Genomic DNA, 19,692 nt, shown 5'->3' on the forward strand with positions numbered 1-19,692 from the left:
GATGCCGACGGGCTGGAGTGGTTGAGAGCATGACACCCATGGTCGAAGCCGCCGAAATAACCCGTACTCCTCGCCGTACCGCCCCTCCCACCTGGCTCGTGGTCGCACTCACCTGTGCCGGGCAGTTCCTCGTCGTCCTGGACGTGTCCGTGGTCAACGTGGCGCTGCCGTCGATGCGGACCGGACTCGGGCTGAGCGAACAGGGCCTTCAGTGGGTGGTGAACGCCTACTCCATCGCCTTCGCCGGGTTCATGCTGCTCGGCGGGCGGGCCGGAGACCTCTACGGCCGCAAGCGGATGTTCCTCATCGGGCTCGGACTGTTCACGCTGGCCTCGCTGGGCGGCGGACTGGCGCAGGAGGAGTGGCAGTTGCTGGTGGCGCGGGCCGTACAGGGGCTCGGGGCGGCGGTGCTGGCGCCCTCGACGCTGACGATCCTCACGGCCTCGGTGCCGGAGGGTGCCGCCCGGGCCCGGGCCATCGGGACCTGGACGGCGGTCGGTGCCGGTGGTGGCGCGGCCGGCGGCCTGGTCGGCGGGCTGCTGGTGGAGACCTTGTCGTGGCGGTGGGTGCTGCTGATCAACGTGCCCGTGGGGGCGGTGGTGCTGTGCGCGGCCGCCTGGTTCCTCACCGAGGGCCGGGCCGGGGACGGGCGGCGGCTCGACCTGCCCGGCGCGCTGCTCGTGACGGGCGGGCTCGGCACGCTGGCCTACGGCATCTCCCAGACAGAAGCGGCGGGCTGGACGGCGGCGGCCACGTTGCTGCCGCTGTTCGCCGGGCTCGCGCTGATCGGGCTGTTCCTCGCGGTCGAGGCCCGGACGGAGAGTCCCCTGATGCCGCTCGGGCTGCTGAAGCTGCGGTCGGTGTCGTCGGCGAACGTGGCGATGTTCCTGTGCGGCTCCGCGATGTTCTGCATGTGGTTCTTCATGACCCTGTACGCGCAGAACGTCCTGGGCTACACCCCGCTGGAGGCCGGACTCGCCCTGGTCCCGAGCTCCCTGGCCGTCATCTTCGGCTCCAAGATCGCGCCCCGGCTCATGCGGGGGGTGGGGGCCCGGAACGTGGCGGCGCTGGGCACGCTGGTCGCCGTGGCGGGCTTCGCCTGGCAGTCCACGATGACCCCCGAGGGCGCGTACGTGACGACGATCCTGGTCCCCGGAGTCCTGATGATGCTCGGCGCGGGCCTGGCGGCGACGCCGCTGGCCTCCCTGGCCACGTCCGGGGCGGCGCCCGAGGAGGCCGGACTGGTGTCCGGGCTCGTCAACACCTCCCGCACGATGGGCGGTTCCCTGGGCCTGGCGGTCCTGTCCACCCTCGCGGCGGCCCGGTCGGCGGGGAGCGGGACTCCGGAGGCACTGACGGAGGGGTACGCCTTGGCGTTCCGGGTGGGGACCGGAGTGCTGGCCGTGGGCGTGCTGTTGATGTGGGTCTGGCTGCCGCGGACGGTACGGGAGCACTAGGTGTGTTGTCCGGACAGGTTGGTGACGCGGCTGGCTGGGGCTTGGCCGCTGATGCCGGTGTGGGGTCGCCGACGGCGGACAATCGGCGCGCGTCGCGTCGTCCGGGACGGGGGCGTCCAGGCCCCTGGGCGGCGTGCCGCCGGTATTTCGGTCCGGGGGCGGAGTGACCCGCCGACGGGTGCGGTCCCGGTTCCTCCACGGGCCGCAGGAGGCCCTTCATCGACGCCTGAAAACCGGTCTGAGCTGGGCTTTCGCCCTGTCCGGGCATACGGTTGCCGGACGTGAAAGGGGGACCGGATGGACCGGACCATACGCACCGTCGACGACGTACTCGCGCTGCTCGACGGGCTGTTCGCGCCCGAGGCCGATCGGTGGACGGGGCGGGGCGCCGAGTGGTGGGACGGCTTCTACGCCGACCGTTCCCGGCCGGTGCCGTTCTTCGTGGCGAAGCCGGACGAGAACCTGGTGGGTTGTGTCGAACGGGGGGTGATCAGCGGAGGGCGGGCGCTGGACCTGGGGTGCGGCCCGGGGCGCAACGCGCTGTACCTGGCCGAGCGGGGGTTCGAGGTGGACGCGGTCGACCTTTCTCCGGCGGCCGTCGACTGGGCCCGGGAACGGGCCCGTGAGGCGGGGGCGGACGGCGTACGGTTCCACTGCGGGGACGCGTTCGCGCTCGCCGGCACGGAACTCGCCGGGCCGTACGACCTCGTGTACGACTCCGGCTGCTTCCACCATCTGCCTCCGCACCGGCGGGTCAGCTATCTCGCGCTGCTGGAGGACGTCCTGGCTCCCGGGGGCCTGTTCAGCCTCACGTGCTTCGCCGCCGGTGCCGGCGGGATGGGCTCGGAGCTGTCCGACACGGACTTCTACCGTGAGGCGAAAGGTCTCGCGGGCGGGCTCGCCTACACGCCCGAGTCGCTGCGGGAGATCTTCTCGGGCCTGACCGAGGTCGAACTGCGGCGGATGCGGGGCGAGCCGGAGGAGGCGGCGTACTTCGGCGAGAGCTTCCTGTGGACGGCCCTGTTCCGGCGGGACTGAGGTCTCACAGCCGGCCCTGGCGGCGCCCCTCCCGAGCAGCGGCGCGAGCGCGCCGTGCGGCATGCCCTGGTCCTCCGCGAGCCGCCCCCGGTTTTGGGTCTGCCGGTCAGTGGCCGAGGGCAGGGCCGGGCGCGTCGAGCAACGAGGTCAGCGTCTCGGTGAACGCCGTTGCCGAGTAGTCGGCGTGCGCACGGATGCGCGCCGCCACGGCCTCGGCACCGCCGCCCTCCAGGAGCCGGACCAGCCGGTCGATGCTCTGCCGGTGCCCTTCCTGGGTGGACAGGTAGAAGTCCGCCGCGTCGTACGCCATGTGGAAGACGTGCTTCTTCACATCGCTCAGCGTCAGGTAGTCGTCGTGGGTCTTGGGGGTCGGCTCGGGCGCGCCGACGCACACCGCGGGGGTGCCGGCGCCCCAGGCGTTGACGGACAGGTGGTAGGTGTCCGTGATGACCAGGCGGTAGCGGGGGAGGACCCCCACCAGGTCGCCGATGGTGTGCCGGCCCGGGCGCGGCGCGATGTGGCCGACCTGAGCGGGGATGTCCCGGTCGAACCAGGGCAGCCATTCGAGCGGGGCGCCCAGGCGCTCGGACAGGTCCTGGCAGAAGGCCGGCAGCCACTCGGGGATCCGGGTCCGGGCACCGAGGAACACGCCGATCGCGCCGCCGTCCGGGACCGCCCGGGACCACTCCGTCGTCGGGAGGTGGCCGAGGTCGCCCGGACGGGACAGCAGCGCCGCGTCCGAACCGAAGTAGTCGGTCGTACGGTCCCGGCGCAGGTGCGCGATCTTCGCGGCCGAGAGCGGGTCACGCACCCAGACGCGGCGGCTGCGCGTCACCAGGCGTGAGAACAGCGGGCCGTATTCCTTGTCCTCGTAGTCGGACTGCGCGTTGTGCAGGATCGTCCCGCCGTAGCTGAGGGTCCGCGCGAGGAGCTCGTCCGGCTGGTCCGCGAACAGCAGGGTGCGGTTCAGCAGGTTCCGGGCCGCCGCACGGTCCTCGGCGAAACCGAAGTCGAGCAGACGGTTCGTCGCGTCCTGCTCCAGGTAGTGCCGGGTGTGGAGGAAGTCGCCCCAGAAGACGACCGCGTCGTGGTCGCGGAGCGTGTCGAGGTGCTCCGTCAGGGGGTGGAAGCGGAACGGGAGGTCCGTGTCTCGCGCGCACTCGCGCAGGGGCACGGTCTCCGGCGTGTGCAGGGTGTACCAGGTGGCGTCGATCTCGGGGGTCATCCGCCGCCGCAGGGACTCGAACGCCAAGTCGACGGTCAGCATGCCGGTGTTGCGGTACCCGATGTTCGGCGCGGTGATGACGGCGACGCGTGCCATGTGCTCCATTTCCCCTAGCAGTTGCCGGCGCCGTCCACGTGTACCTGTACGTGTGGCGCGGACCATCGCCAACGTACACGCCGATGTGGGTCGTACCGCGTCCTGCCCCCTGCCCGTGAGGTGTCACGATCTGACACAGTGTCAGGAGGCTTCACAAGTGTGGGGGCCTGGGCTATACAGAGGGCGCAGGACTGGAACGCGTTCCAGTTCAGCCCCAGAAGGCCTCGGTGCGGCCGACGGTGCGGACGGCCGTGCCGAGGTCCTTCCCGCGGCGGTCTTCACCACGGCGATCAGGAGCCCCATGCCCATCGACGCAGCCAAGGCGCTCGCCGCCGAACCCCGGACCGGCGAGCTCTCCTGGGACCACAAGGACGTGCAGCTCTACCACCTCGGCATCGGCGCCGGCGTCCCCGCCACCGACCCCGGCGAGCTGCGCTACACCCTGGAGTCCCGGCTGCACGTCCTGCCGAGCTTCGCCACCGTCGCGGGCGCCGGATCCCCCGGCGTGATCAGCGGCCTGTCCATGCCCGGCGTCGACGTCGACCTCGCCCGCGTTCTCCACGGCGGGCAGAGCCTGCGGATCCATCGCCCCATCCCGGCACGCGGGCGAGCGACCGCCACCGGCCGGATCGCCGCCGTGTACGACAAGGGCAAGGCGGCCGTCCTCGTGATGCGGACCGAAGTGGCCGACGACGACGGGCCGTTGTGGACCAACGACGCGCAGATCTACGTCCGGGGAGAGGGCGGCTGGGGCGGCGACCGGGGACCGTCCACCCGGCTCGATCCGCCCGCCGGCGAGCCGGACCGGGTCGTCGAGCGGCACGTCCGCGAGGACCAGGCCCTGCTCTACCGCCTCTCCGGCGACCGGAACCCGCTGCACGCCGACCCCGATTTCGCCAAGCGCGCCGGGTTCGACCGGCCCATCCTGCACGGGCTGTGCACCTACGGCATGACGCTCAAGGCGGTCGTGGACACGCTGCTCGACGGGGACGTGACCCGGGTCCGGTCGTACGTCACCCGGTTCGCCGGGGTCGTGTACCCGGGGGAGACGCTGCGCATCCGCATGTGGCGTCCGGACGGCGAGGTCCGGGTCGCCGTCAGTGCCGTCGACAGGGACGACACGCCCGTCCTCGCCGACACCGCCGTCGAACACACCTGAGTCCAGAACGCCGTACGAGGGGAGCCGCACCATGCGCGCAGCCGTACTGCACGAGATCGGCCAGGACAAACTGGAGGTCCTCGACGACGTCGAGGCGGTGGGGTTCGGACCCGGCAGGGTGCGGATCCGGGTGCGCGCCACGGGGCTGTGCCACTCGGACCTGTCCGCGATGAGCGGGGTGCTGCCGCAGCCGGGGCCGTTCGTGCCCGGGCACGAGGGCGCGGGCGAGATCCTCGAAGTCGGCGAAGGCGTCGGACACTTGGCGGTCGGCGACCGGGTCGTCGTGTGCTGGCTGCCCGCCTGCGGTGCCTGCCCCGCCTGCAAGCGCGGGCAGACCGAGCTGTGCCTCGCCGGGTTCATGAACGCGGGCACCCCCAACTTCAGGCGGCCCGCCGGGGACGTCTTCGGCATGGCCGGCACCGGCACCTTCACCGAGGAGGTCGTCGTCGACGCCGGGTGCGCGGTCCCGATACCCGACGACGTGCCCTTCGACATCGCCGCCCTCATCGGCTGCGGGGTGACGACCGGGCTGGGCGCCGCGCTCAACACGGCGGACGTGGAGGCCGGTTCGTCGGTGGCGGTCATCGGGTGCGGGGGTGTGGGCATCTCCGTGATCCAGGGGGCCAGGCTGCGCGGGGCCGCCGAGATCGTCGCCGTCGATCCGGTCGCCTCCCGGCGGGAGGCCGCCCTGCGGTTCGGGGCCACGAAGGCCGTCTCGCCGGACGAACTGCCCGACGCCAAACAGCAGGTCACCGCCGGCGAGGGCTTCGACTACGTCTTCGAGGTCGTCGGCAGGTCCGCCACGGCACGGACCGCCTACGACACCACCCGGCGCGGCGGCACCCTCGTCGTGGTCGGCGCCGGCGCCATGGACGACTTCCTCCAGCTGAACATGTTCGAGCTGTTCTTCGACGAGAAGCGGATCCTGCCGTCCATGTACGGCGGCGGCGACATCCTGCGCTCCTACGAACGCACCATTGCACTGTGGCGCGCGGGCCGTGTCGACCTGGCGGGCCTGATCACCCACCGGGTCCCCCTCGCCGACATCAACGAGGCCCTGGACCAGATGCGGACCGGGACCGCCCTGCGTACCTGCATCGAGATGTGAGGACACCGCCATGCCGCTGCCGCTGAAGGGACTGTCCGCGATCGTCACGGGCGCCGGCCGCGGGCTCGGCCGGGCCGAGGCGCTGGAACTCGCCCGGCTCGGCGCCGCCGTGGTCGTCAACGACTACGGGCAACCCGGGAGGGACGGCACCGGCGAGGCCTCGGCCGGGCCCGCAGAGGAGGTCGCCGCCGAGATCCGCGCGGCGGGCGGCACCGCGCTCGCGCACACCGGCGACGTGTCCGACTTCCGGCAGGCGCGCGAACTGGTCGAGTCGGCCGTCGCCGAGTTCGGCAAGCTCGACATCCTGGTCAACAACGCGGGCATCCTGCGCGATCGCATGGTGTTCTCGATGGCCGAGGAGGAGTGGGACGACGTGCTCCGCGTGCACCTCAAGGGGCACTTCAATACCATCCGGTTCGCCGCCGCCCACTGGCGCGAGCGGTCCAAGCGGAACGGGGAGCCGGTGTACGGGCGGATCGTGAACACCTCCTCCGAGGCGTTCCTCGCCGGTTCCGCCGGGCAGCCCAACTACGCGGCCGCCAAGGGCGGGATCGTCGGCCTCACCACCTCCACGGCCCTCGCCCTCGGCAAGTACGGCGTCACGGCCAACGCCATCTGCCCGCGCGCCCGCACCCGGATGACGGAGGACGTCTTCGCGGGCGTCGAACAGTCCGCCGGCAACGGCCTCGACCCGCTCGCCCCCGAGCACGTCGCCCCGCTCGTCGGCTATCTGGCCTCGCCCGCCGCCGCCCATGTGAACGGACAGCTCCTCGTGGTGCACGGCGGCATGGTGGCCGTCGTCGAACGGCCGCGCGTCGCCGCCCGGTTCGACAGCAAGCAGGACACCTTCACGTACGACGAACTGGAGGCCGTTCTCGGGCCGTACTACGCGGACCGGCCGGCGGGGGAGACGTTCGCGGCGGCGGAGGTGCTGGGGCTGAGGCGCGGCTGAGGTACGAGGGCTGAGGCGCGGCTGGAGGACCGAGGCTGAGGCGCGGCCGAGGACCGAGGCTGAGGCGCGGCCGAGAACGGGAAACGGCCCCACCCGTCAACAGAGGGTGGGGCCGTTCGGTCGTCCGGACACTGACGTTCCGTCAGGCCGCCGTCTCGGTCCGCTCGGTCCGCTCGGTCTCCGTCACCGGCTTGCGGTGGCGGCCGCGCGGAGCCGTCTCGCTGACCTGCGTGGAGATCTCGCCACGGTGCCGGCCGTGGCCGGCGGCGATCTCCTGGACGTCGGCGTGCGGCTGGTTCGTGCTGGCGTCGCTCATCGGATGGAATTCACCCCGTCAACATGATCTTTCAAACAGCCGGGCGAGTTTAACCGTCACCCCATATCCCGGATCCAGGCGGCCACGCCAACCGGCACTAGTTCGTTACAAGCCGTCCCAACGGCGCCTCTTGCAGCGGGACCGGGCGGGGAGTCGAGGGGGCCGGGGGCGGAGCGGGATCGGCTGGTGAGGCGGGTTGCGGGGCCTGCGACGGGTGTCCTGCCGCCGTGGGCGCCTGTTCCGGAGGGTGTCCCGTTGCGGGAGTCGCCCCGGCGGCTCGGGCGTCAGGCCCCTGCCCCGGCCCCCGCTCCGGTCCCTGTCCCGGCCCCCGCTCCGGTCCCTGTCCCGGCTCCGAATGCGGCGGCATGCCGCCGGGCTCGGGCGCCGCGGCCGCGGGCGGGCTCACCTGAGCCACGCCGCACGGCACGTCCTGCGTCGCGTACGGCAGACGCAGCACCCCGTCCGGCGTCCACAAGCCCGTGCCCGCCAGCCACCCCTCGGGCGCCGCGAGATGGTGCACCCGCCGCTCGGCCGGCCGCCACACACCGACCCACCTGCCGCGCGGCCCGTCGACGCGCAGCGCCACCGCGCAGCTCTCCGGCGTCAGGATCTGCCCCGGCTGGATCGCGAACGGCGTGACGGTGCAGTCCCGCAGCCGCAGGCACTCCGGGAAGCGCACCGGCAGCGTGCTGCCCAGGACACCCCAGCCCAGCCGGCCCTGCCCCGGCGAGGGCGCGTCCGAGCGGATGAGCAGCAGCCCGCTGTCGGGGTCGGCGAGCAGCAGCCGGTCGTCGCTGTCGGCGGCGATCTGGAGCAGCGGCGACATCTCCCCGCCGCGCTCCAGGTCCACCGCGACGGCCTTGGTGCGCCCGCCGGTCTCCCGGTCCAGGGCCAGCAGCCGTCCCGTACGGTCCAGCCAGACCCCGCCCGAGCAGCGGCCGGGCAGCTCGGCCAGCCGCTCGGGCCCGAAGGCGCCGCCCGCCACCAGCCACACCGTCGTCGAACGCGGGCCGACCGCCAGGGCGTACGCCCGCTCGCCGCCGGGGGCGGGCGGCAGCAGCCGCAGCCGGGCCGTGTCGTCCCGGCACTCGACCACGCCCAGGGGCAGCTCGCCGGTGCCGGGCCCGGTCGGGTACAGCAGCGAGAAGGCGTGCCGCCCGGCCACCAGACGGTGGATGAGGACCCGCCCGTCGCCCATCGGCTGCACCTCGGTGCCGGGTTCCTCCGGCTGGTTGCGGGGCAGGGGTACCGCGTACGGCTCGGGGCCGTCCAGGGTCCAGCGCTCCGGGAACCAGGAGTCGCCGGCCGACGCGAGGCGTGCGGCGTAGGCGCCGTCCGCGGTGAGTGTGCATCCCGCCGACGCGACCCCGTCGTCCTCGTGTCCCGCCGAAGGCTCGATCGCACACGCTGTCATCGTTCGGTCACCTCCAGTGACGAACGTAGTTTTCGTACGTGCAGGCGGGGAATCCGCAGGGTCCACACTTCACACATAAGGGTGTTCCAGGAACGATTCGCCTGAGGATGTGGGGGCTTGTGTGCTCCGCGGGGCGACAGCCTGCCGACAGCGGGCGACGAGGGAGGGCATCGGGGAGGGAGCGGCGGCGGTGGCGGTTCAACGCCACAGATCAGCCGGGTAGCCTTGCACCCGTGCCCCGTCTGTCTGAAGTCATCGCCGCGCTGGAGAACCTGTGGCCCGCCGAGCGAGCCGAGTCCTGGGACGCGGTCGGCACCGTTGTGGGCGACCCGGACCAGGAGGTCACGCGCGTCCTGTTCGCCGTCGACCCGGTCCAGGAGATCGTCGACGAGGCGGTGAAACTGGGTGCCGACCTGCTCGTCACCCACCACCCGCTCTATCTGCGCGGCACGACGACGGTCGCGGCGACGCACTTCAAGGGCCGTGTCGTCCACACCCTGATCAAGAACGACATCGCGCTGCACGTCGCCCACACCAACGCCGACACCGCCGACCCCGGCGTCTCCGACGCCCTCGCGGGCGCCCTGGACCTGCGCGTCACCGGGCCGCTCGTGCCGGACGCCGGCGACCCCGCGGGCCGCCGGGGACTGGGCCGCGTCTGCGCCCTCGACCACCCGCTGACCGTCCGCGAGTTCGCCGCCCGTGCCGCCGAGCGGCTGCCCGCCACCGCGCAGGGCATCCGGGTCGCCGGCGACCCCGAGGCGGTGCTGCGCACCGTCGCCGTCAGCGGCGGCTCCGGCGACAGCCTCTTCGACCAGGTACGCGCGGCGGGCGTCGACGCCTTCCTCACGGCGGACCTGCGCCACCACCCCGTCTCCGAGGCCCGCGCCCACAGCCCCCTCGCGCTGCTCGACGCGGCGCACTGGGCCACCGAGTGGCCCTGGTGCGAGCTGGCCGCGAGCCAGCTCGACGAGATCTCCGACCGCCACGGATGGGACCTGCGCGTCCACGTCTCGAAGACGGTCACCGACCCCTGGACCGCCCACGCGGCCTCTGCCACTTCTGACCCACTGGGAGCCCCGAACTGAACGCCGCGCCCGCCGACCAGATCCGACTCCTCGACGTCCAGGACCTCGACGTCCGTCTCCAGCAGCTCGCCCACCGGCGGAGGTCGCTGCCCGAGCACGCCGAGATCGAGTCGCTCACCAAGGACCAGATCCAGCTGCGCGACCTGCTCGTGGCCGCGCAGACCGAGGAGAGCGACACCTCCCGCGAGCAGACCAAGGCCGAGCAGGACGTGGACCAGGTGCGCCAGCGCTCCGCCCGCGACCAGCAGCGCCTGGACTCCGGCGCCGTCACCTCCCCCAAGGACCTGGAGAACCTCCAGCGCGAGATCGCCTCGCTCGCCAAGCGGCAGGGTGATCTGGAGGACGTGGTGCTGGAGGTCATGGAGCGCCGGGAGTCCGCGCAGCAGCGGGTCGCCGAGCTGACCGAGCGGGTCGGATCCGTCCAGTCGAAGATCGACGACGCGACCGCACGCCGCGACGCCGCGTTCGAGGAGATCGACGCCGAGGTCGCCACGGTCACCAAGGAGCGCGAGGTCATCGCCGGTTCGATCCCCGCCGACCTGCTCAAGCTCTACGAGAAGCTGCGCGAGCAGCAGGGCGGCGTCGGCGCGGCGAAGCTGTACGCGCGCAGCTGCCAGGGCTGCCGGCAGGAGCTCGCGATCACGGAGCTGAGCGAGATCCGCAGCGCGGCTCCCGACACGGTGATCCGCTGCGAGAACTGCCGCCGCATCCTGGTGCGCACGTCCGAGTCTGGTATCTAGGCCGCGGGGAGCCTGTCCGGTGCGGGAGTTCATCGTCGAGGCCGACGGCGGGTCGCGGGGCAACCCGGGACCCGCGGGCTACGGGGCCGTGGTGAGCGACGCGGCGACGGGCGAGACGCTGCGGGAGGCCGCCGAGTACATCGGCGTCGCCACGAACAACGTCGCCGAGTACCGCGGCCTCCTCGCCGGCCTGCGCGCCGCCCACGAGCTGGACCCGGGCGCGGCGGTCCACGTCCGGATGGACTCCAAGCTCGTCGTCGAGCAGATGTCGGGCCGCTGGAAGATCAAGCACCCCGGCATGAAGCCACTGGCCGCGGACGCGGCCCGGATCTTCCCGCCCGGGCGCGTGACGTACGAGTGGATTCCACGAGAGCGCAACAAGCACGCGGACCGGCTGGCCAACGAGGCGATGGACGCCGGGGCCAGGGGAGAGCAGTGGTCGGCGTCGACTTCGACGGCGGAGCTGGACACCGGAGCCGGGGCCGGAGCTGGAGCCGGAGCCGAGGCTGTCGCCCCGGCGGGCCCGCCGGGTGATGCCGCGGCGGGCGCCGCGAGGGTGCGCGAAGCCCTGGCTACTGGGCGTGGGGAGGCTGACGCTTCAACGGACGCGGCCAGGGGCACGGCCACGGCAACGGACGCGGCCAGGGCCACGGACGTGGACTCGGCAACGGACGCGGCCAGGGCCACGGAAGCGGACACGGCCAGGGCCACGGACGTGGACTCGGCAACGGACGCGGCCAGGGCCACGGAAGCGGACACGGCAACGGCCAAGGCGGACGCCGACACCCGTGCCGCCAAGGCCGTTGCCACCCCCGGCTGGGCTCCCGCCGACATGGGTGCCCCCGCCACCTTCGTGCTGTTGCGGCACGGGGAGACGCCGTTGACGCCGCAGAAGCGGTTCTCCGGCAGTGGTGGTACCGATCCCTCCCTCTCCGACATCGGCCGGGACCAGGCCGAGCGGGCCGCCGCCCTGCTCGCCCGGCGGGGCACGATCCAGGCGATCGTGTCGTCGCCCCTCGCCCGTACCCGGGAGACCGCCGGTATCATCGCCGCCCGGCTCGGCCTCGAAGTGAGCGTCGACGACGGGCTGCGCGAGACGGACTTCGGCGCCTGGGAGGGCCTCACCTTCGCCGAGGTGCGCGAGCGCCATCCCGACGACCTGAACGCCTGGCTGGCCTCCCCGGACGCCGAACCCACCGGCGGCGGCGAGAGCTTCGCGGCGACCGCCACCCGGATCGCCGCCACCCGCGACAAGCTGATCGCGGCGTACACGGGACGCACGGTCCTGCTCGTCACGCACGTGACCCCGATCAAGACGCTGGTCCGGCTCGCCCTCGGCGCCCCGCCGGAGTCACTGTTCCGGATGGAACTGTCGGCGGCGTCCCTGTCGGTCGTCGCGTACTACGCGGACGGCAACGCCAGCCTCCGGCTCCTCAACGACACGTCGCACTTGCGCTGAGCGCCGCCGCCTCGCGGGCCAGCGTCTCGACGCGGCCCCAGTCGCGGGCCGTGACCGCGTCCTGCGGCAGCATCCAGCTCCCGCCCACGCACGCGACATTGGACAGGGCCAGATAGTCCGGGGCGGAGTCCGGGCCGATGCCGCCCGTGGGGCAGAACCGGGCCTGGGGAAGCGGCCCGGACAGCGACTTCAGGTAGGCCGTACCGCCCGCGGCCTCGGCCGGGAAGAACTTCATCTCCCGCACCCCGCGCTCCAGCAGCGCCACGACCTCGGACGTGGTCGACACCCCCGGCAGGAACGGCACGCCGGATCCCCGCATCGCCTCCAGCAGCACGTCCGTCCAGCCAGGACTGACCAGGAAGCGGGTGCCCGCGGCCACCACCTCCGCGACCTGCCCGGGGCTGATCACCGTCCCGGCACCCACCACCGCCTCCGGCACCTGCCCCGCGATCTCCCGGATCGCCTCCACGGCCGCCGGCGTGCGCAGCGTCACCTCGATCGCGGGCAGCCCACCGGCGACCAGCGCCCGCGCCAGCGGTACGGCGTCACCGGCATCCTCGATGACGACGACGGGGACGACGGGCGCGAGATCCAGTACGGAGGCGGGCAGGGGAGAGGCCATGGCCGTATCCTGCCGCCGACTCGACAACATGCGCAAAGCTCATTGCATATGCTGCAACACGTCACATCATTGCCGGGCTGCGGTGATGCTCAGTGGACCTCGGTCACCAGCACATCCAACGACCACGCCTGCCCCGCCTTCGCGGGGGCCTGCGCCTCCACGACGTACCCGAGGTCCCGCAGTGCCTCCACCAACTCGGCCGGACCCTTCGGGGCGGCCCCGGTGGTCAGCAGGCTGCGCACGATCCGCCCCTTCGTCGCCTTGTTGAAGTGGCTGACGACCTTCCGGGTCGGCGCGTGCAGCACCCGCACGGACGCCGTCCGCCCGGCGACCTCGCCCTTCGGCTTCCACGCGGCGGCGTACGCGGCGGACCGCAGATCCAGCACCAGCGCGTCCCCGGCCACCTCGGGAAGCACCGACGCCATCGGCGTACGCCAGTGCGCGCCCAGCGCACCGAGACCCGGCAGCTTCACACCCATCGAGCACCGGTAGGACGGGATCCGGTCCGTCACCCGGACCGCTCCCCACAGCCCGGAGAAGACCAGCAGCGACCGCGCGGCACGCCGCTTGGCGGAGGCGTCCAGGGACGCCAGGCCGAGGGCGTCGTACAGCACCCCGGTGTAGATCTCCCCGGCCGGCCGGGCCCCCGCCGTGCGCAGCTCCGCGTTCTTCGCGACCTCGCCCCGCAGCCCCTCGCTCAGCCCGAGCACCTCGCGCGCCTTGTCCTCGTCGCCGGTGCACAGCTCGACCAGCTCGGTGAGGACGGCCTCCCGGGCGGCGGTCAGCCCCGGCAGCGACAGCGCCTCGGGCTTCAGCGGGGCACCGCGGCCGGACGGGGCCTTGCCTTCGGACGGCGGCAGCAGGACAAGCACGCGTACTCCTTCGATCGAACTCCGCCGACAGCGTACGGGGAGCTCAGACGCGGGCCTGGCCGAGGGCACGGACGAGCTCGTCGGCGTCGTCGGCGTGGAAGCGGACCACCCGTACCTCCCTGCGACGCCCGAAGAACGTGACGTGCGTGACCGGTTCCGTCAGTTCGAGCGTGACGGTCGTCTGGGACCCGACCTCGACGTCGAGTTCACCGTCGGCCCGCTCGTGCGTCATCCGCAGCTCGCGCCGCACCGAGGCGATCCGCTCCAGCGGCACGCACAGGTCGACGTGGACGTACCGCCGTATCCGCAGCCGGCCGGCGTCCGGATCCAGCACGTGCGGGCGTACGACCGACGAGGCGTGCAGCGCGACGACGACGACGATGCCGTACACGTCCAGGAAGAGAAGCACGGCGTGCGCGATCGGCCAGTCGCGCAGCAGCACGGACATCGCGACGGTCTCGACGAGACACACGAACCCGAACCCGAGCATCATCGCGCCCTGCCCGCGCGCATACCCGAAAGCCCGCCCCCTCCTCGTCCCGTCGGTCCGCCGCACCACCCACAGGACGAGACTCACCAGCAGCCGCACCTCGTGCCGCACCAGCAGGCGCGCGACCCTCATCGCCGCTCCTCGCTGAGTATGCGCAGCGTCCGGCGGATCGCCTCCGCCTGGGCCGGGGCCAGGTCCTCGTAGAAGGCGCGCAGGACGCCGCCGTCGTGGTCGAGGTCCCCGATCTCCGGGAACAGCCCCGGCGGAATGCAGTCGGCGAGGGCCCGGGCGGCCTCGGCGACGCGCGGATCGTCCGGCTCCGCGTCGGCGAGCGCGTCGAGCCGGGCATACACCTCGTTGGCCCGCGCCACGGCTTCGGGCCGGCCGAGCACCGCGCCCAGCGACGACACGAGCTGCTGCCGGGCCTCGTCAGGCATGGCCGTCTCCAGGAAGGCCATGATCTCGCGGTCCTTGGCGGCCATGGGCGAGTCCGACAGCTGCGCCGTCCCGGCGAACAACGCGGCCAGCTCGGGCGACACCGGCCCCTCGGCGGGCAGCCCGCCCTCAGCCTCCAGCAACGCCCGCAACCGCCCGCGCCGCTCCCGGACGGCCTCCTCCTGCCGCGCCAGATCCTCGTCCAGCTCGGTCAGCACCTCGACGAGGTCCTTCCCCGCGTCGTCCGCCAGCACGTCCCGCACCTCGGCGAGCCCCAGCCCCAACTCGGTCAGCCGCCGGATCCGCGCCAGCACGACAGCGTGCCGCAGCCCGTACTCCCGATACCCGTTCGCCCGCCGCTCCGGCTCGGGCAGCAGCCCCACATGGTGGTAATGGCGCACGGCCCGCGTGGTGACACCGACGACGTCGGCGAGTTCTCCGATCCGCATGGGACCAGTAGAGACGTTGACGTTGCGGCAAGGTCAAGCGCCGCATCCGGCCTGGACACCACCGGCATCCTCTGATCCCCTGTGAAGCGGGGAGGTACCACGAGGTGAGTACACGGGGGCGGGTACGGGAACAGGCCCGCTGGGCCAGGGCGCGGCTGGGGCGGGGCGGGCCGCCCCTTGACCTCCTCACCGCACACTTCGACCGGCACGTCTACGCTCCGCACGCCCACCACGAGTTCACCATCGGCGTCACGGTCGGCGGCTCGGAGGTCATCGCCTACCGGGGCGGGCTGATCCACTCCTACCCCGGCTCGATCGTCGTGCTGGAGCCGGGCGAGATGCACACCGGCGGTCCGGCCGCCTGCGAGGGCTACGCCTACCAGGCCCTCTACGCCGAGCCCTCCCTCCTCACCGACGGCACCCTCGGCGGCACCCCGCACTTCCGCGACCCCGTCCTGCACGACCCCGAACTGGCCACCGCCCTGCGCGCCGCCCACACCGACATCAGCGCCTGCCCCGACCCGCTGGAGGCCGAGTCCCGCCTGCCCTGGCTGCTCACGGCCCTGGCCCGCCGGCACTCCACGGCCCGGGCGGGCGAGGACACCGTCCCCGGCGCCGGCCACATCGCCCGGGCCGTACGCGACCGCCTCGCGGACGAGCTGCTGGAACCCCCTTCCCTGGCCGACCTCGCCACCGACCTGGGCCTCTCCCGCTACCAACTCCTCCGCGCCTTCCGCACGACCATGGGGGTACCGCCCTACGCCTGGCTCGCCCAGCACCGCGTGACCAGGGCCCGCGGCCTTCTGGAAACCGGCCTGCGCCCCGCCGAGGTCGCCGGACTCGTCGGCTTCGCCGACCAGGCGCACCTGACCCGCTGGTTCCGCCGGGTGCTGGGCGTGACCCCGGCGGCGTACCGCAACAGCGTTCAAGACGCGGCGGGGTGAGGCGGCCGAGACTCGCCGTATGACTGCACGCGGCTGGTTCCTGTTCTCCCTGATGGGAGTGGTCTGGGGCGTCCCCTACCTGATGATCAAAGTGGCGGTGGAGGACCTGTCCCCGTCCATGGTGGTGTTCACGCGCTGCGCGCTGGGCGCCGCGCTCCTGCTTCCCTTCGCGCTCCGCCAAGGCGGCCTCGGCCGTACCGTCCGGACCCACTGGAAGCCGATGCTGGCCTTCGCCGTCATCGAGATCATCGGCCCCTGGTGGACCCTGACCGACGCCGAACGCCACCTGTCCAGCTCCACCGCCGGACTCCTCATCGCGGGCGTGCCGATCGTCGCCCTCATCCTGGCCCGCTTCTTCGGCGCCGAGGAACGCGTGGGCGCCCGCCGTGTCGCCGGACTCGCCCTCGGTCTCGCGGGCGTCACCGTCCTCACCCTGCCCCACCTCACCGGCGGCGATGCCCGCTCCCTGGCCGAGGTACTGGTGACGGTCGTCGGCTATGCCACCGCCCCGCTGATAGCCGCCCGGCATCTCAAGGACGTCCCGACCCTCCAGCTGATCACCCCCTGCCTCACGCTCGCCGCCGTCGTCTACGCCCCAGCCGCTTACCTGACCCGGCCCGCGACCATGCCCTCGGCCGAGGTCCTGGCAGCCCTCGCCGGCCTCGGCATCGTCTGCACCGCGATCGCGTTCGTGGCCTTCCTGGAGCTGATCAAGGAGATCGGCCCGACCCGGGCCGGCGTGATCACCTACGTCAACCCGGCGGTCGCCGTCGCCGCGGGTGCCCTCTTCCTGGACGAGGAACTGACCTTCGGCATCGGCGTCGCCTTCACCCTGATCCTGGCGGGCTCGGTGCTGGCCACGGCCGCGGCGCCGAAACGGGAGATCCGCCGGGTACCATGGTCGACACGGCAGACGAGCCGGGCGGACGGCCGCGTGGAGTCCCCCTGACGGGGAGCTTCCCGAGGAACGTCCGGGCTCCACAGGGCAGGGTGGTGGCTAACGGCCACCCGGGGTGACCCGCGGGACAGTGCCACAGAAAGCAAACCGCCGAAGGCTCCGGCCCTCGGTAAGGGTGAAACGGTGGTGTAAGAGACCACCAGTGCCTGGGGTGACTCAGGCAGCTAGGTAAACCCCACCCGGAGCAAGGTCAAGAGGGAGCGCCTCGGTGCTCCTGCGCGGACGATCGAGGGCTGCCCGCCCGAGTCCGCGGGTAGACCGCACGAGGCCGGTGGCAACGCCGGCCCTAGATGGATGGCCGTCGCCCGGGGCTCCGCGAGGAACCCCGGGAACAGAACCCGGCGTACAGCCCGACTCGTCTGCCGCTCCCATGCCACGCCGCACTGGTTCCGCCCGGAGCGTGGGCAAAACCCTGCGACGGACCCACCCCCCTCCCCCGTAGAGCAGACGACAGGAAGCTCACAGGGAGGGGAGCAGGACGTGGCAGGGCACAGGGGCAAGCGCGTCAGAGCTACGGCGGCCGCAGTGGTGGCGATGGCGGCGCTCACCGCCTCGCAGGCGCCGGGGGCGGTGACGGCGCGGGCAGCCGCACCGGCGCGCGGTCAGGCACCCGCCGTGGACGGCCCGAGCGTGTCCGGCGACGCGCCGTACCGGACCGAGCTGCCGCCGCTGCGGACCGGGAAGCGCGCGGGCGGCCAGGCGGCGGCGGAGGAGGAAGTGGGCGGCGCGCTGCCCGCCAGCGTGTTCGCCGCCTACCGGCGGGCCGAGGAGCGGCTCGCGCGTGAGGCGCCCGGGTGCCGGCTGCGCTGGCAGCTGCTGGCGGCGATCGGGCAGGTGGAGTCGGGGCAGGCGCGGGGCGGCAGGGTGACACAGGACGGTACGACCGTGGCGCCGATCCTCGGGCCGCGGCTGGACGGCGTGGCCTTCGCGCTGATCCGGGACACCGACGGCGGCGCACACGACGGGGACACGGCGTACGACCGCGCGGTCGGGCCGATGCAGTTCATCCCCTCGACCTGGGCCCGCTGGGGCGCGGACGGCAACGGCGACGGGCGCACGGATCCGAACAACGTCTTCGACGCGGCACTCGCCGCCGGACGGTATCTGTGTGCCGGTGGCCGGGACCTGTCCGTTCCCGCCCAGCTGGACCGCGCGATCCTCGGCTACAACCACTCGGCGGCCTATCTGCGCACGGTCAGGGCCTGGTACACGTACTTCCTGGAAGGGCACCGGGTGGTGCCGGACGACTCCGCCGGGTCCTCCGCAGGGCCCTCCGCCGAGTCCTCCTCCGCTCGACCCGAGCCGTCGCGGGCACCCGCGAAGCGGAAGGCGGCCTCGCCGGCACCGACACCCTCCGCCCGGCCGAGTGTCCCGCCGTCTCGTACCCCGTCGCCTTCCGCCTCCCCGGCCCCGGCCGGAACCCGCCCCGCCACCGACCCCGGGAAGCCGGACGAGCCACGACTCCCCGCCCCCGACCCGGACTTGGAGTTCCCCGCCCCCGACCTGCTGCCCAGCGGCGCCCCGCTCACCCAGTAACAGCGCGGACTCGATGACCACCTCCCCCTCCACAACCGCCGATACTGGGCGGTAATGTCGCCCACCGCCGGACACAGCACGAGACCGGTGGGCGAGCGCGAAGGGGCCCTCATGGCGACGGACATGCCTGCGGACATGCCCGCAGAGGCAGAGATACCTGCGGAGATGCACGCGGCCGACGAGCGGTGGCGGCGCATGTGGAGCCACCGCGAGCACCTGCTCAAGGTGGCCCGGCGCAGGTCGATGAGCCCGGAGGACGCCGAGGACGCGGTGCACGAGGCGATGCTGCGCGCCGCCGAGCGGCCCGACCTGGACGAGGAGCGGCTCGCGGCCTGGCTGACGACGGTGACGATGCGGCTGTGCGTCGACCGCTACCGGCAGGTGAACCGCGAGGCCGAGGTGCGTACCAGCCCGACGCTCATCGCCCCCGGGCCGGTGCCCGTCGAGGAGGCGGTGTGCGACCGGGCCGAGGCGAAGTGGCTGGCGGTGCGCAGTGGTGAGCTGCCCGCGCGGCAGGCCGAGGCGCTGCGGCTGAAGTCGGAGGACCTGGACGTCGGCCAGGTCGCCGTCCGGATGGGGCTGAGCTACCGGACCGTCGAGTCGCTGCTGGCCCGCGCCCGGCGGACGCTGCGGCAGTCGCTGGCCGCCACGCTCGGGTTCGCGCTGTTCCTGATCGGCTGGGGACGGCCTCGCGGAGTCGGCAGGGCACAGGCTGTGGCCGTCGCCTCGACGGCGGCGTCCCTGGCGGTGGCGGGATTCGTGCTGCCGTACGCCCTCGATGGCGGTGGGAGCGGGGGAGGCGGGGGCGGTACGACGCCTCGGCCTGCGGTCGCCTCGCCCGGTGCGGAGGCGGTTCGGCCGGGCGGCGGTGGCGGGGATCGTACGCCTCCGGGAATGGGCCCCACAGCTGCGGCAGCAGAACGCGGAGCGGCCGAGCGCCCCATCGGCGAATCGTTCCTCCCGCTGTCCGTGCCGTCACTGCCGGAGGTCCCGGACGTTCCGGATGTCCCGGACGTTCCTGAGGTCCCGGTGTCGTCGCTGCCCTCGTTGTCCGCGCCGGAGGTCCCGCAGGTGCCCGACGTCCCCGACTTGCCGGTGGAGCCCCCCGCCGTGCCGACCGGCACAGTGGTCCCTGCGGTCCCGGAAGCCCCGGAGGCTCCCGCCGTACCGTCCGCCTCGCTCCCCGTGCCCACGCCGAGCCCGCTTCCGTAGCGCCTGGGAAGCCCACCTCGGTAGCGCCCGGAAACCCACCCGGAAACCCCACTCCCGTACCCACCCGAAACCCGCCCGAAAAAAATCCGCCACTCGAGCGACGGACCCCCCGCCCCTCCCCG

The 19,692-nt window shown here is 73.1% G+C and carries 18 protein-coding genes, 1 other RNA gene and 1 pseudogene; 13 read left to right on the forward strand and 7 right to left on the reverse strand.

The genetic code is table 11. The features are described from left to right. Positions 1-29: 29 nt before the first annotated feature. Complete coding sequence (locus QC385_RS35225; protein WP_279545448.1) at positions 30-1,457, forward strand: MFS transporter; 1,428 nt, start codon at positions 30-32, stop codon at positions 1,455-1,457. A gap of 297 nt (positions 1,458-1,754) precedes the next feature. After that, entirely contained in the window at positions 1,755-2,495 is a 741-nt protein-coding gene (locus tag QC385_RS35230) for a class I SAM-dependent methyltransferase (RefSeq protein ID WP_279545449.1), read from the forward strand. A 106-nt stretch (positions 2,496-2,601) separates the two neighbouring features. Here the strand turns inward: QC385_RS35230 and QC385_RS35235 are convergent, their stop codons facing one another. Further along, the gene (locus tag QC385_RS35235; RefSeq protein ID WP_279545450.1) at positions 2,602-3,816 is read right to left on the reverse strand and encodes a polysaccharide pyruvyl transferase family protein; all 1,215 of its coding nucleotides are present in this window, start codon (positions 3,814-3,816) and stop codon (positions 2,602-2,604) included. Positions 3,817-4,117: 301 nt separating this feature from the next. Between QC385_RS35235 and QC385_RS35240 the strand changes: the two genes are divergently transcribed. The 3 genes from QC385_RS35240 to QC385_RS35250 are packed head-to-tail and all read left to right on the forward strand — an operon-like array spanning position 4,118 to position 7,035. Beyond that, positions 4,118-4,975, forward strand: a complete 858-nt coding sequence (locus QC385_RS35240; RefSeq protein WP_279545451.1) for a MaoC/PaaZ C-terminal domain-containing protein — start codon at positions 4,118-4,120, stop codon at positions 4,973-4,975. Positions 4,976-5,006: 31 nt separating this feature from the next. Next, positions 5,007-6,083 (forward strand): Zn-dependent alcohol dehydrogenase, encoded by a 1,077-nt coding sequence (locus QC385_RS35245; protein ID WP_279545452.1) that lies wholly within the window; start codon positions 5,007-5,009, stop codon positions 6,081-6,083. Between the two features lie 10 nt (positions 6,084-6,093). Further along, positions 6,094-7,035, forward strand: a complete 942-nt coding sequence (locus QC385_RS35250; protein WP_279545453.1) for a 3-oxoacyl-ACP reductase — start codon at positions 6,094-6,096, stop codon at positions 7,033-7,035. 142 nt (positions 7,036-7,177) lie between these two features. On the opposite strand, the gene QC385_RS35255 is transcribed toward QC385_RS35250, so the two are convergent. Then, positions 7,178-7,351, reverse strand: coding sequence for a hypothetical protein (locus QC385_RS35255; protein ID WP_279545454.1), 174 nt, complete (start codon positions 7,349-7,351; stop codon positions 7,178-7,180). 97 nt (positions 7,352-7,448) lie between these two features. Then, positions 7,449-8,765 carry a hypothetical protein gene (locus tag QC385_RS35260; protein ID WP_279545455.1) on the reverse strand — a complete coding sequence of 439 codons (1,317 nt, stop codon included), beginning with the start codon at positions 8,763-8,765 and terminating at the stop codon, positions 7,449-7,451. A 233-nt stretch (positions 8,766-8,998) separates the two neighbouring features. Between QC385_RS35260 and QC385_RS35265 the strand changes: the two genes are divergently transcribed. Genes QC385_RS35265 through QC385_RS35275 form a run of 3 tightly spaced genes read left to right on the forward strand, consistent with a single transcriptional unit; the run spans position 8,999 to position 12,052 of the window. Continuing rightward, positions 8,999-9,853: a Nif3-like dinuclear metal center hexameric protein gene (locus QC385_RS35265; RefSeq protein WP_279545456.1), complete on the forward strand. Its 855-nt coding sequence runs from the start codon at positions 8,999-9,001 to the stop codon at positions 9,851-9,853. Further along, complete coding sequence (locus tag QC385_RS35270) at positions 9,850-10,593, forward strand: zinc ribbon domain-containing protein (RefSeq protein ID WP_336621342.1); 744 nt, start codon at positions 9,850-9,852, stop codon at positions 10,591-10,593. The genes QC385_RS35265 and QC385_RS35270 overlap by 4 nt, the downstream gene beginning before the upstream one ends. A 19-nt stretch (positions 10,594-10,612) precedes the next feature. After that, positions 10,613-12,052 carry a bifunctional RNase H/acid phosphatase gene (locus QC385_RS35275; RefSeq protein WP_279545458.1) on the forward strand — a complete coding sequence of 480 codons (1,440 nt, stop codon included), beginning with the start codon at positions 10,613-10,615 and terminating at the stop codon, positions 12,050-12,052. On the opposite strand, the gene QC385_RS35280 is transcribed toward QC385_RS35275, so the two are convergent. From QC385_RS35280 to QC385_RS35295, 4 genes are all read right to left on the reverse strand, one after another. Then, on the reverse strand, positions 12,027-12,674 hold the full coding sequence (locus tag QC385_RS35280) for a bifunctional 4-hydroxy-2-oxoglutarate aldolase/2-dehydro-3-deoxy-phosphogluconate aldolase (protein WP_279545459.1): 648 nt from the start codon (positions 12,672-12,674) through the stop codon (positions 12,027-12,029). The genes QC385_RS35275 and QC385_RS35280 overlap by 26 nt on opposite strands. Positions 12,675-12,763: 89 nt before the next feature. Continuing rightward, complete coding sequence (gene yaaA, locus QC385_RS35285) at positions 12,764-13,546, reverse strand: peroxide stress protein YaaA (protein WP_279545460.1); 783 nt, start codon at positions 13,544-13,546, stop codon at positions 12,764-12,766. Between the two features lie 43 nt (positions 13,547-13,589). Beyond that, on the reverse strand, positions 13,590-14,168 hold the full coding sequence (locus QC385_RS35290; RefSeq protein WP_279545461.1) for a hypothetical protein: 579 nt from the start codon (positions 14,166-14,168) through the stop codon (positions 13,590-13,592). Continuing rightward, entirely contained in the window at positions 14,165-14,920 is a 756-nt protein-coding gene (locus QC385_RS35295; protein ID WP_279545462.1) for a MerR family transcriptional regulator, read from the reverse strand. Before QC385_RS35295 ends, QC385_RS35290 begins: the two co-directional genes overlap by 4 nt. A 104-nt stretch (positions 14,921-15,024) precedes the next feature. Here QC385_RS35295 and QC385_RS35300 point away from each other — a divergent pair, with 104 nt between their 5' ends. The 5 genes and pseudogenes from QC385_RS35300 (at position 15,025) to QC385_RS35315 (ending at position 19,570) form a co-directional block, all read left to right on the forward strand. After that, on the forward strand, positions 15,025-15,864 hold the full coding sequence (locus QC385_RS35300) for a helix-turn-helix domain-containing protein (RefSeq protein ID WP_279545463.1): 840 nt from the start codon (positions 15,025-15,027) through the stop codon (positions 15,862-15,864). 82 nt (positions 15,865-15,946) lie between these two features. After that, positions 15,947-16,663 (forward strand): annotated as a pseudogene (locus QC385_RS44355) (DMT family transporter); the annotation flags it as partial. A 115-nt stretch (positions 16,664-16,778) separates the two neighbouring features. After that, an RNA gene (gene rnpB / locus QC385_RS35305) (RNase P RNA component class A) lies at positions 16,779-17,184 on the forward strand. A 118-nt stretch (positions 17,185-17,302) separates the two neighbouring features. After that, positions 17,303-18,358 (forward strand): lytic transglycosylase domain-containing protein, encoded by a 1,056-nt coding sequence (locus QC385_RS35310; protein ID WP_279545464.1) that lies wholly within the window; start codon positions 17,303-17,305, stop codon positions 18,356-18,358. 111 nt (positions 18,359-18,469) lie between these two features. Then, the gene (locus QC385_RS35315) at positions 18,470-19,570 is read left to right on the forward strand and encodes an RNA polymerase sigma factor (protein ID WP_279545465.1); all 1,101 of its coding nucleotides are present in this window, start codon (positions 18,470-18,472) and stop codon (positions 19,568-19,570) included. Positions 19,571-19,692: the final 122 nt, after the last annotated feature.

The sequence above is a fragment of the Streptomyces sp. DH10 genome, assembly GCF_029813805.1.
Taxonomy (GTDB): Bacteria; Actinomycetota; Actinomycetes; order Streptomycetales; family Streptomycetaceae; genus Streptomyces; species Streptomyces coeruleofuscus.

Bases quoted from the DNA above. Each gene is read 5' to 3' on its own strand.
- QC385_RS35295 (WP_279545462.1), bottom strand. From the start codon at position 14,920: ATGCGGATCGGAGAACTCGCCGACGTCGTCGGTGTCACCACGCGGGCC.
- QC385_RS35240 (WP_279545451.1), top strand. From the start codon at position 4,118: ATGCCCATCGACGCAGCCAAGGCGCTCGCCGCCGAACCCCGGACCGGC.
- QC385_RS35235 (WP_279545450.1), bottom strand. From the start codon at position 3,816: ATGGCACGCGTCGCCGTCATCACCGCGCCGAACATCGGGTACCGCAAC.
- QC385_RS35230 (WP_279545449.1), top strand. From the start codon at position 1,755: ATGGACCGGACCATACGCACCGTCGACGACGTACTCGCGCTGCTCGAC.
- QC385_RS35245 (WP_279545452.1), top strand. From the start codon at position 5,007: ATGCGCGCAGCCGTACTGCACGAGATCGGCCAGGACAAACTGGAGGTC.
- QC385_RS35290 (WP_279545461.1), bottom strand. From the start codon at position 14,168: ATGAGGGTCGCGCGCCTGCTGGTGCGGCACGAGGTGCGGCTGCTGGTG.
- QC385_RS35225 (WP_279545448.1), top strand. From the start codon at position 30: ATGACACCCATGGTCGAAGCCGCCGAAATAACCCGTACTCCTCGCCGT.
- QC385_RS35250 (WP_279545453.1), top strand. From the start codon at position 6,094: ATGCCGCTGCCGCTGAAGGGACTGTCCGCGATCGTCACGGGCGCCGGC.
- QC385_RS35255 (WP_279545454.1), bottom strand. From the start codon at position 7,351: ATGAGCGACGCCAGCACGAACCAGCCGCACGCCGACGTCCAGGAGATC.
- QC385_RS35260 (WP_279545455.1), bottom strand. From the start codon at position 8,765: ATGACAGCGTGTGCGATCGAGCCTTCGGCGGGACACGAGGACGACGGG.
- QC385_RS35280 (WP_279545459.1), bottom strand. From the start codon at position 12,674: ATGGCCTCTCCCCTGCCCGCCTCCGTACTGGATCTCGCGCCCGTCGTC.
- QC385_RS35315 (WP_279545465.1), top strand. From the start codon at position 18,470: ATGGCGACGGACATGCCTGCGGACATGCCCGCAGAGGCAGAGATACCT.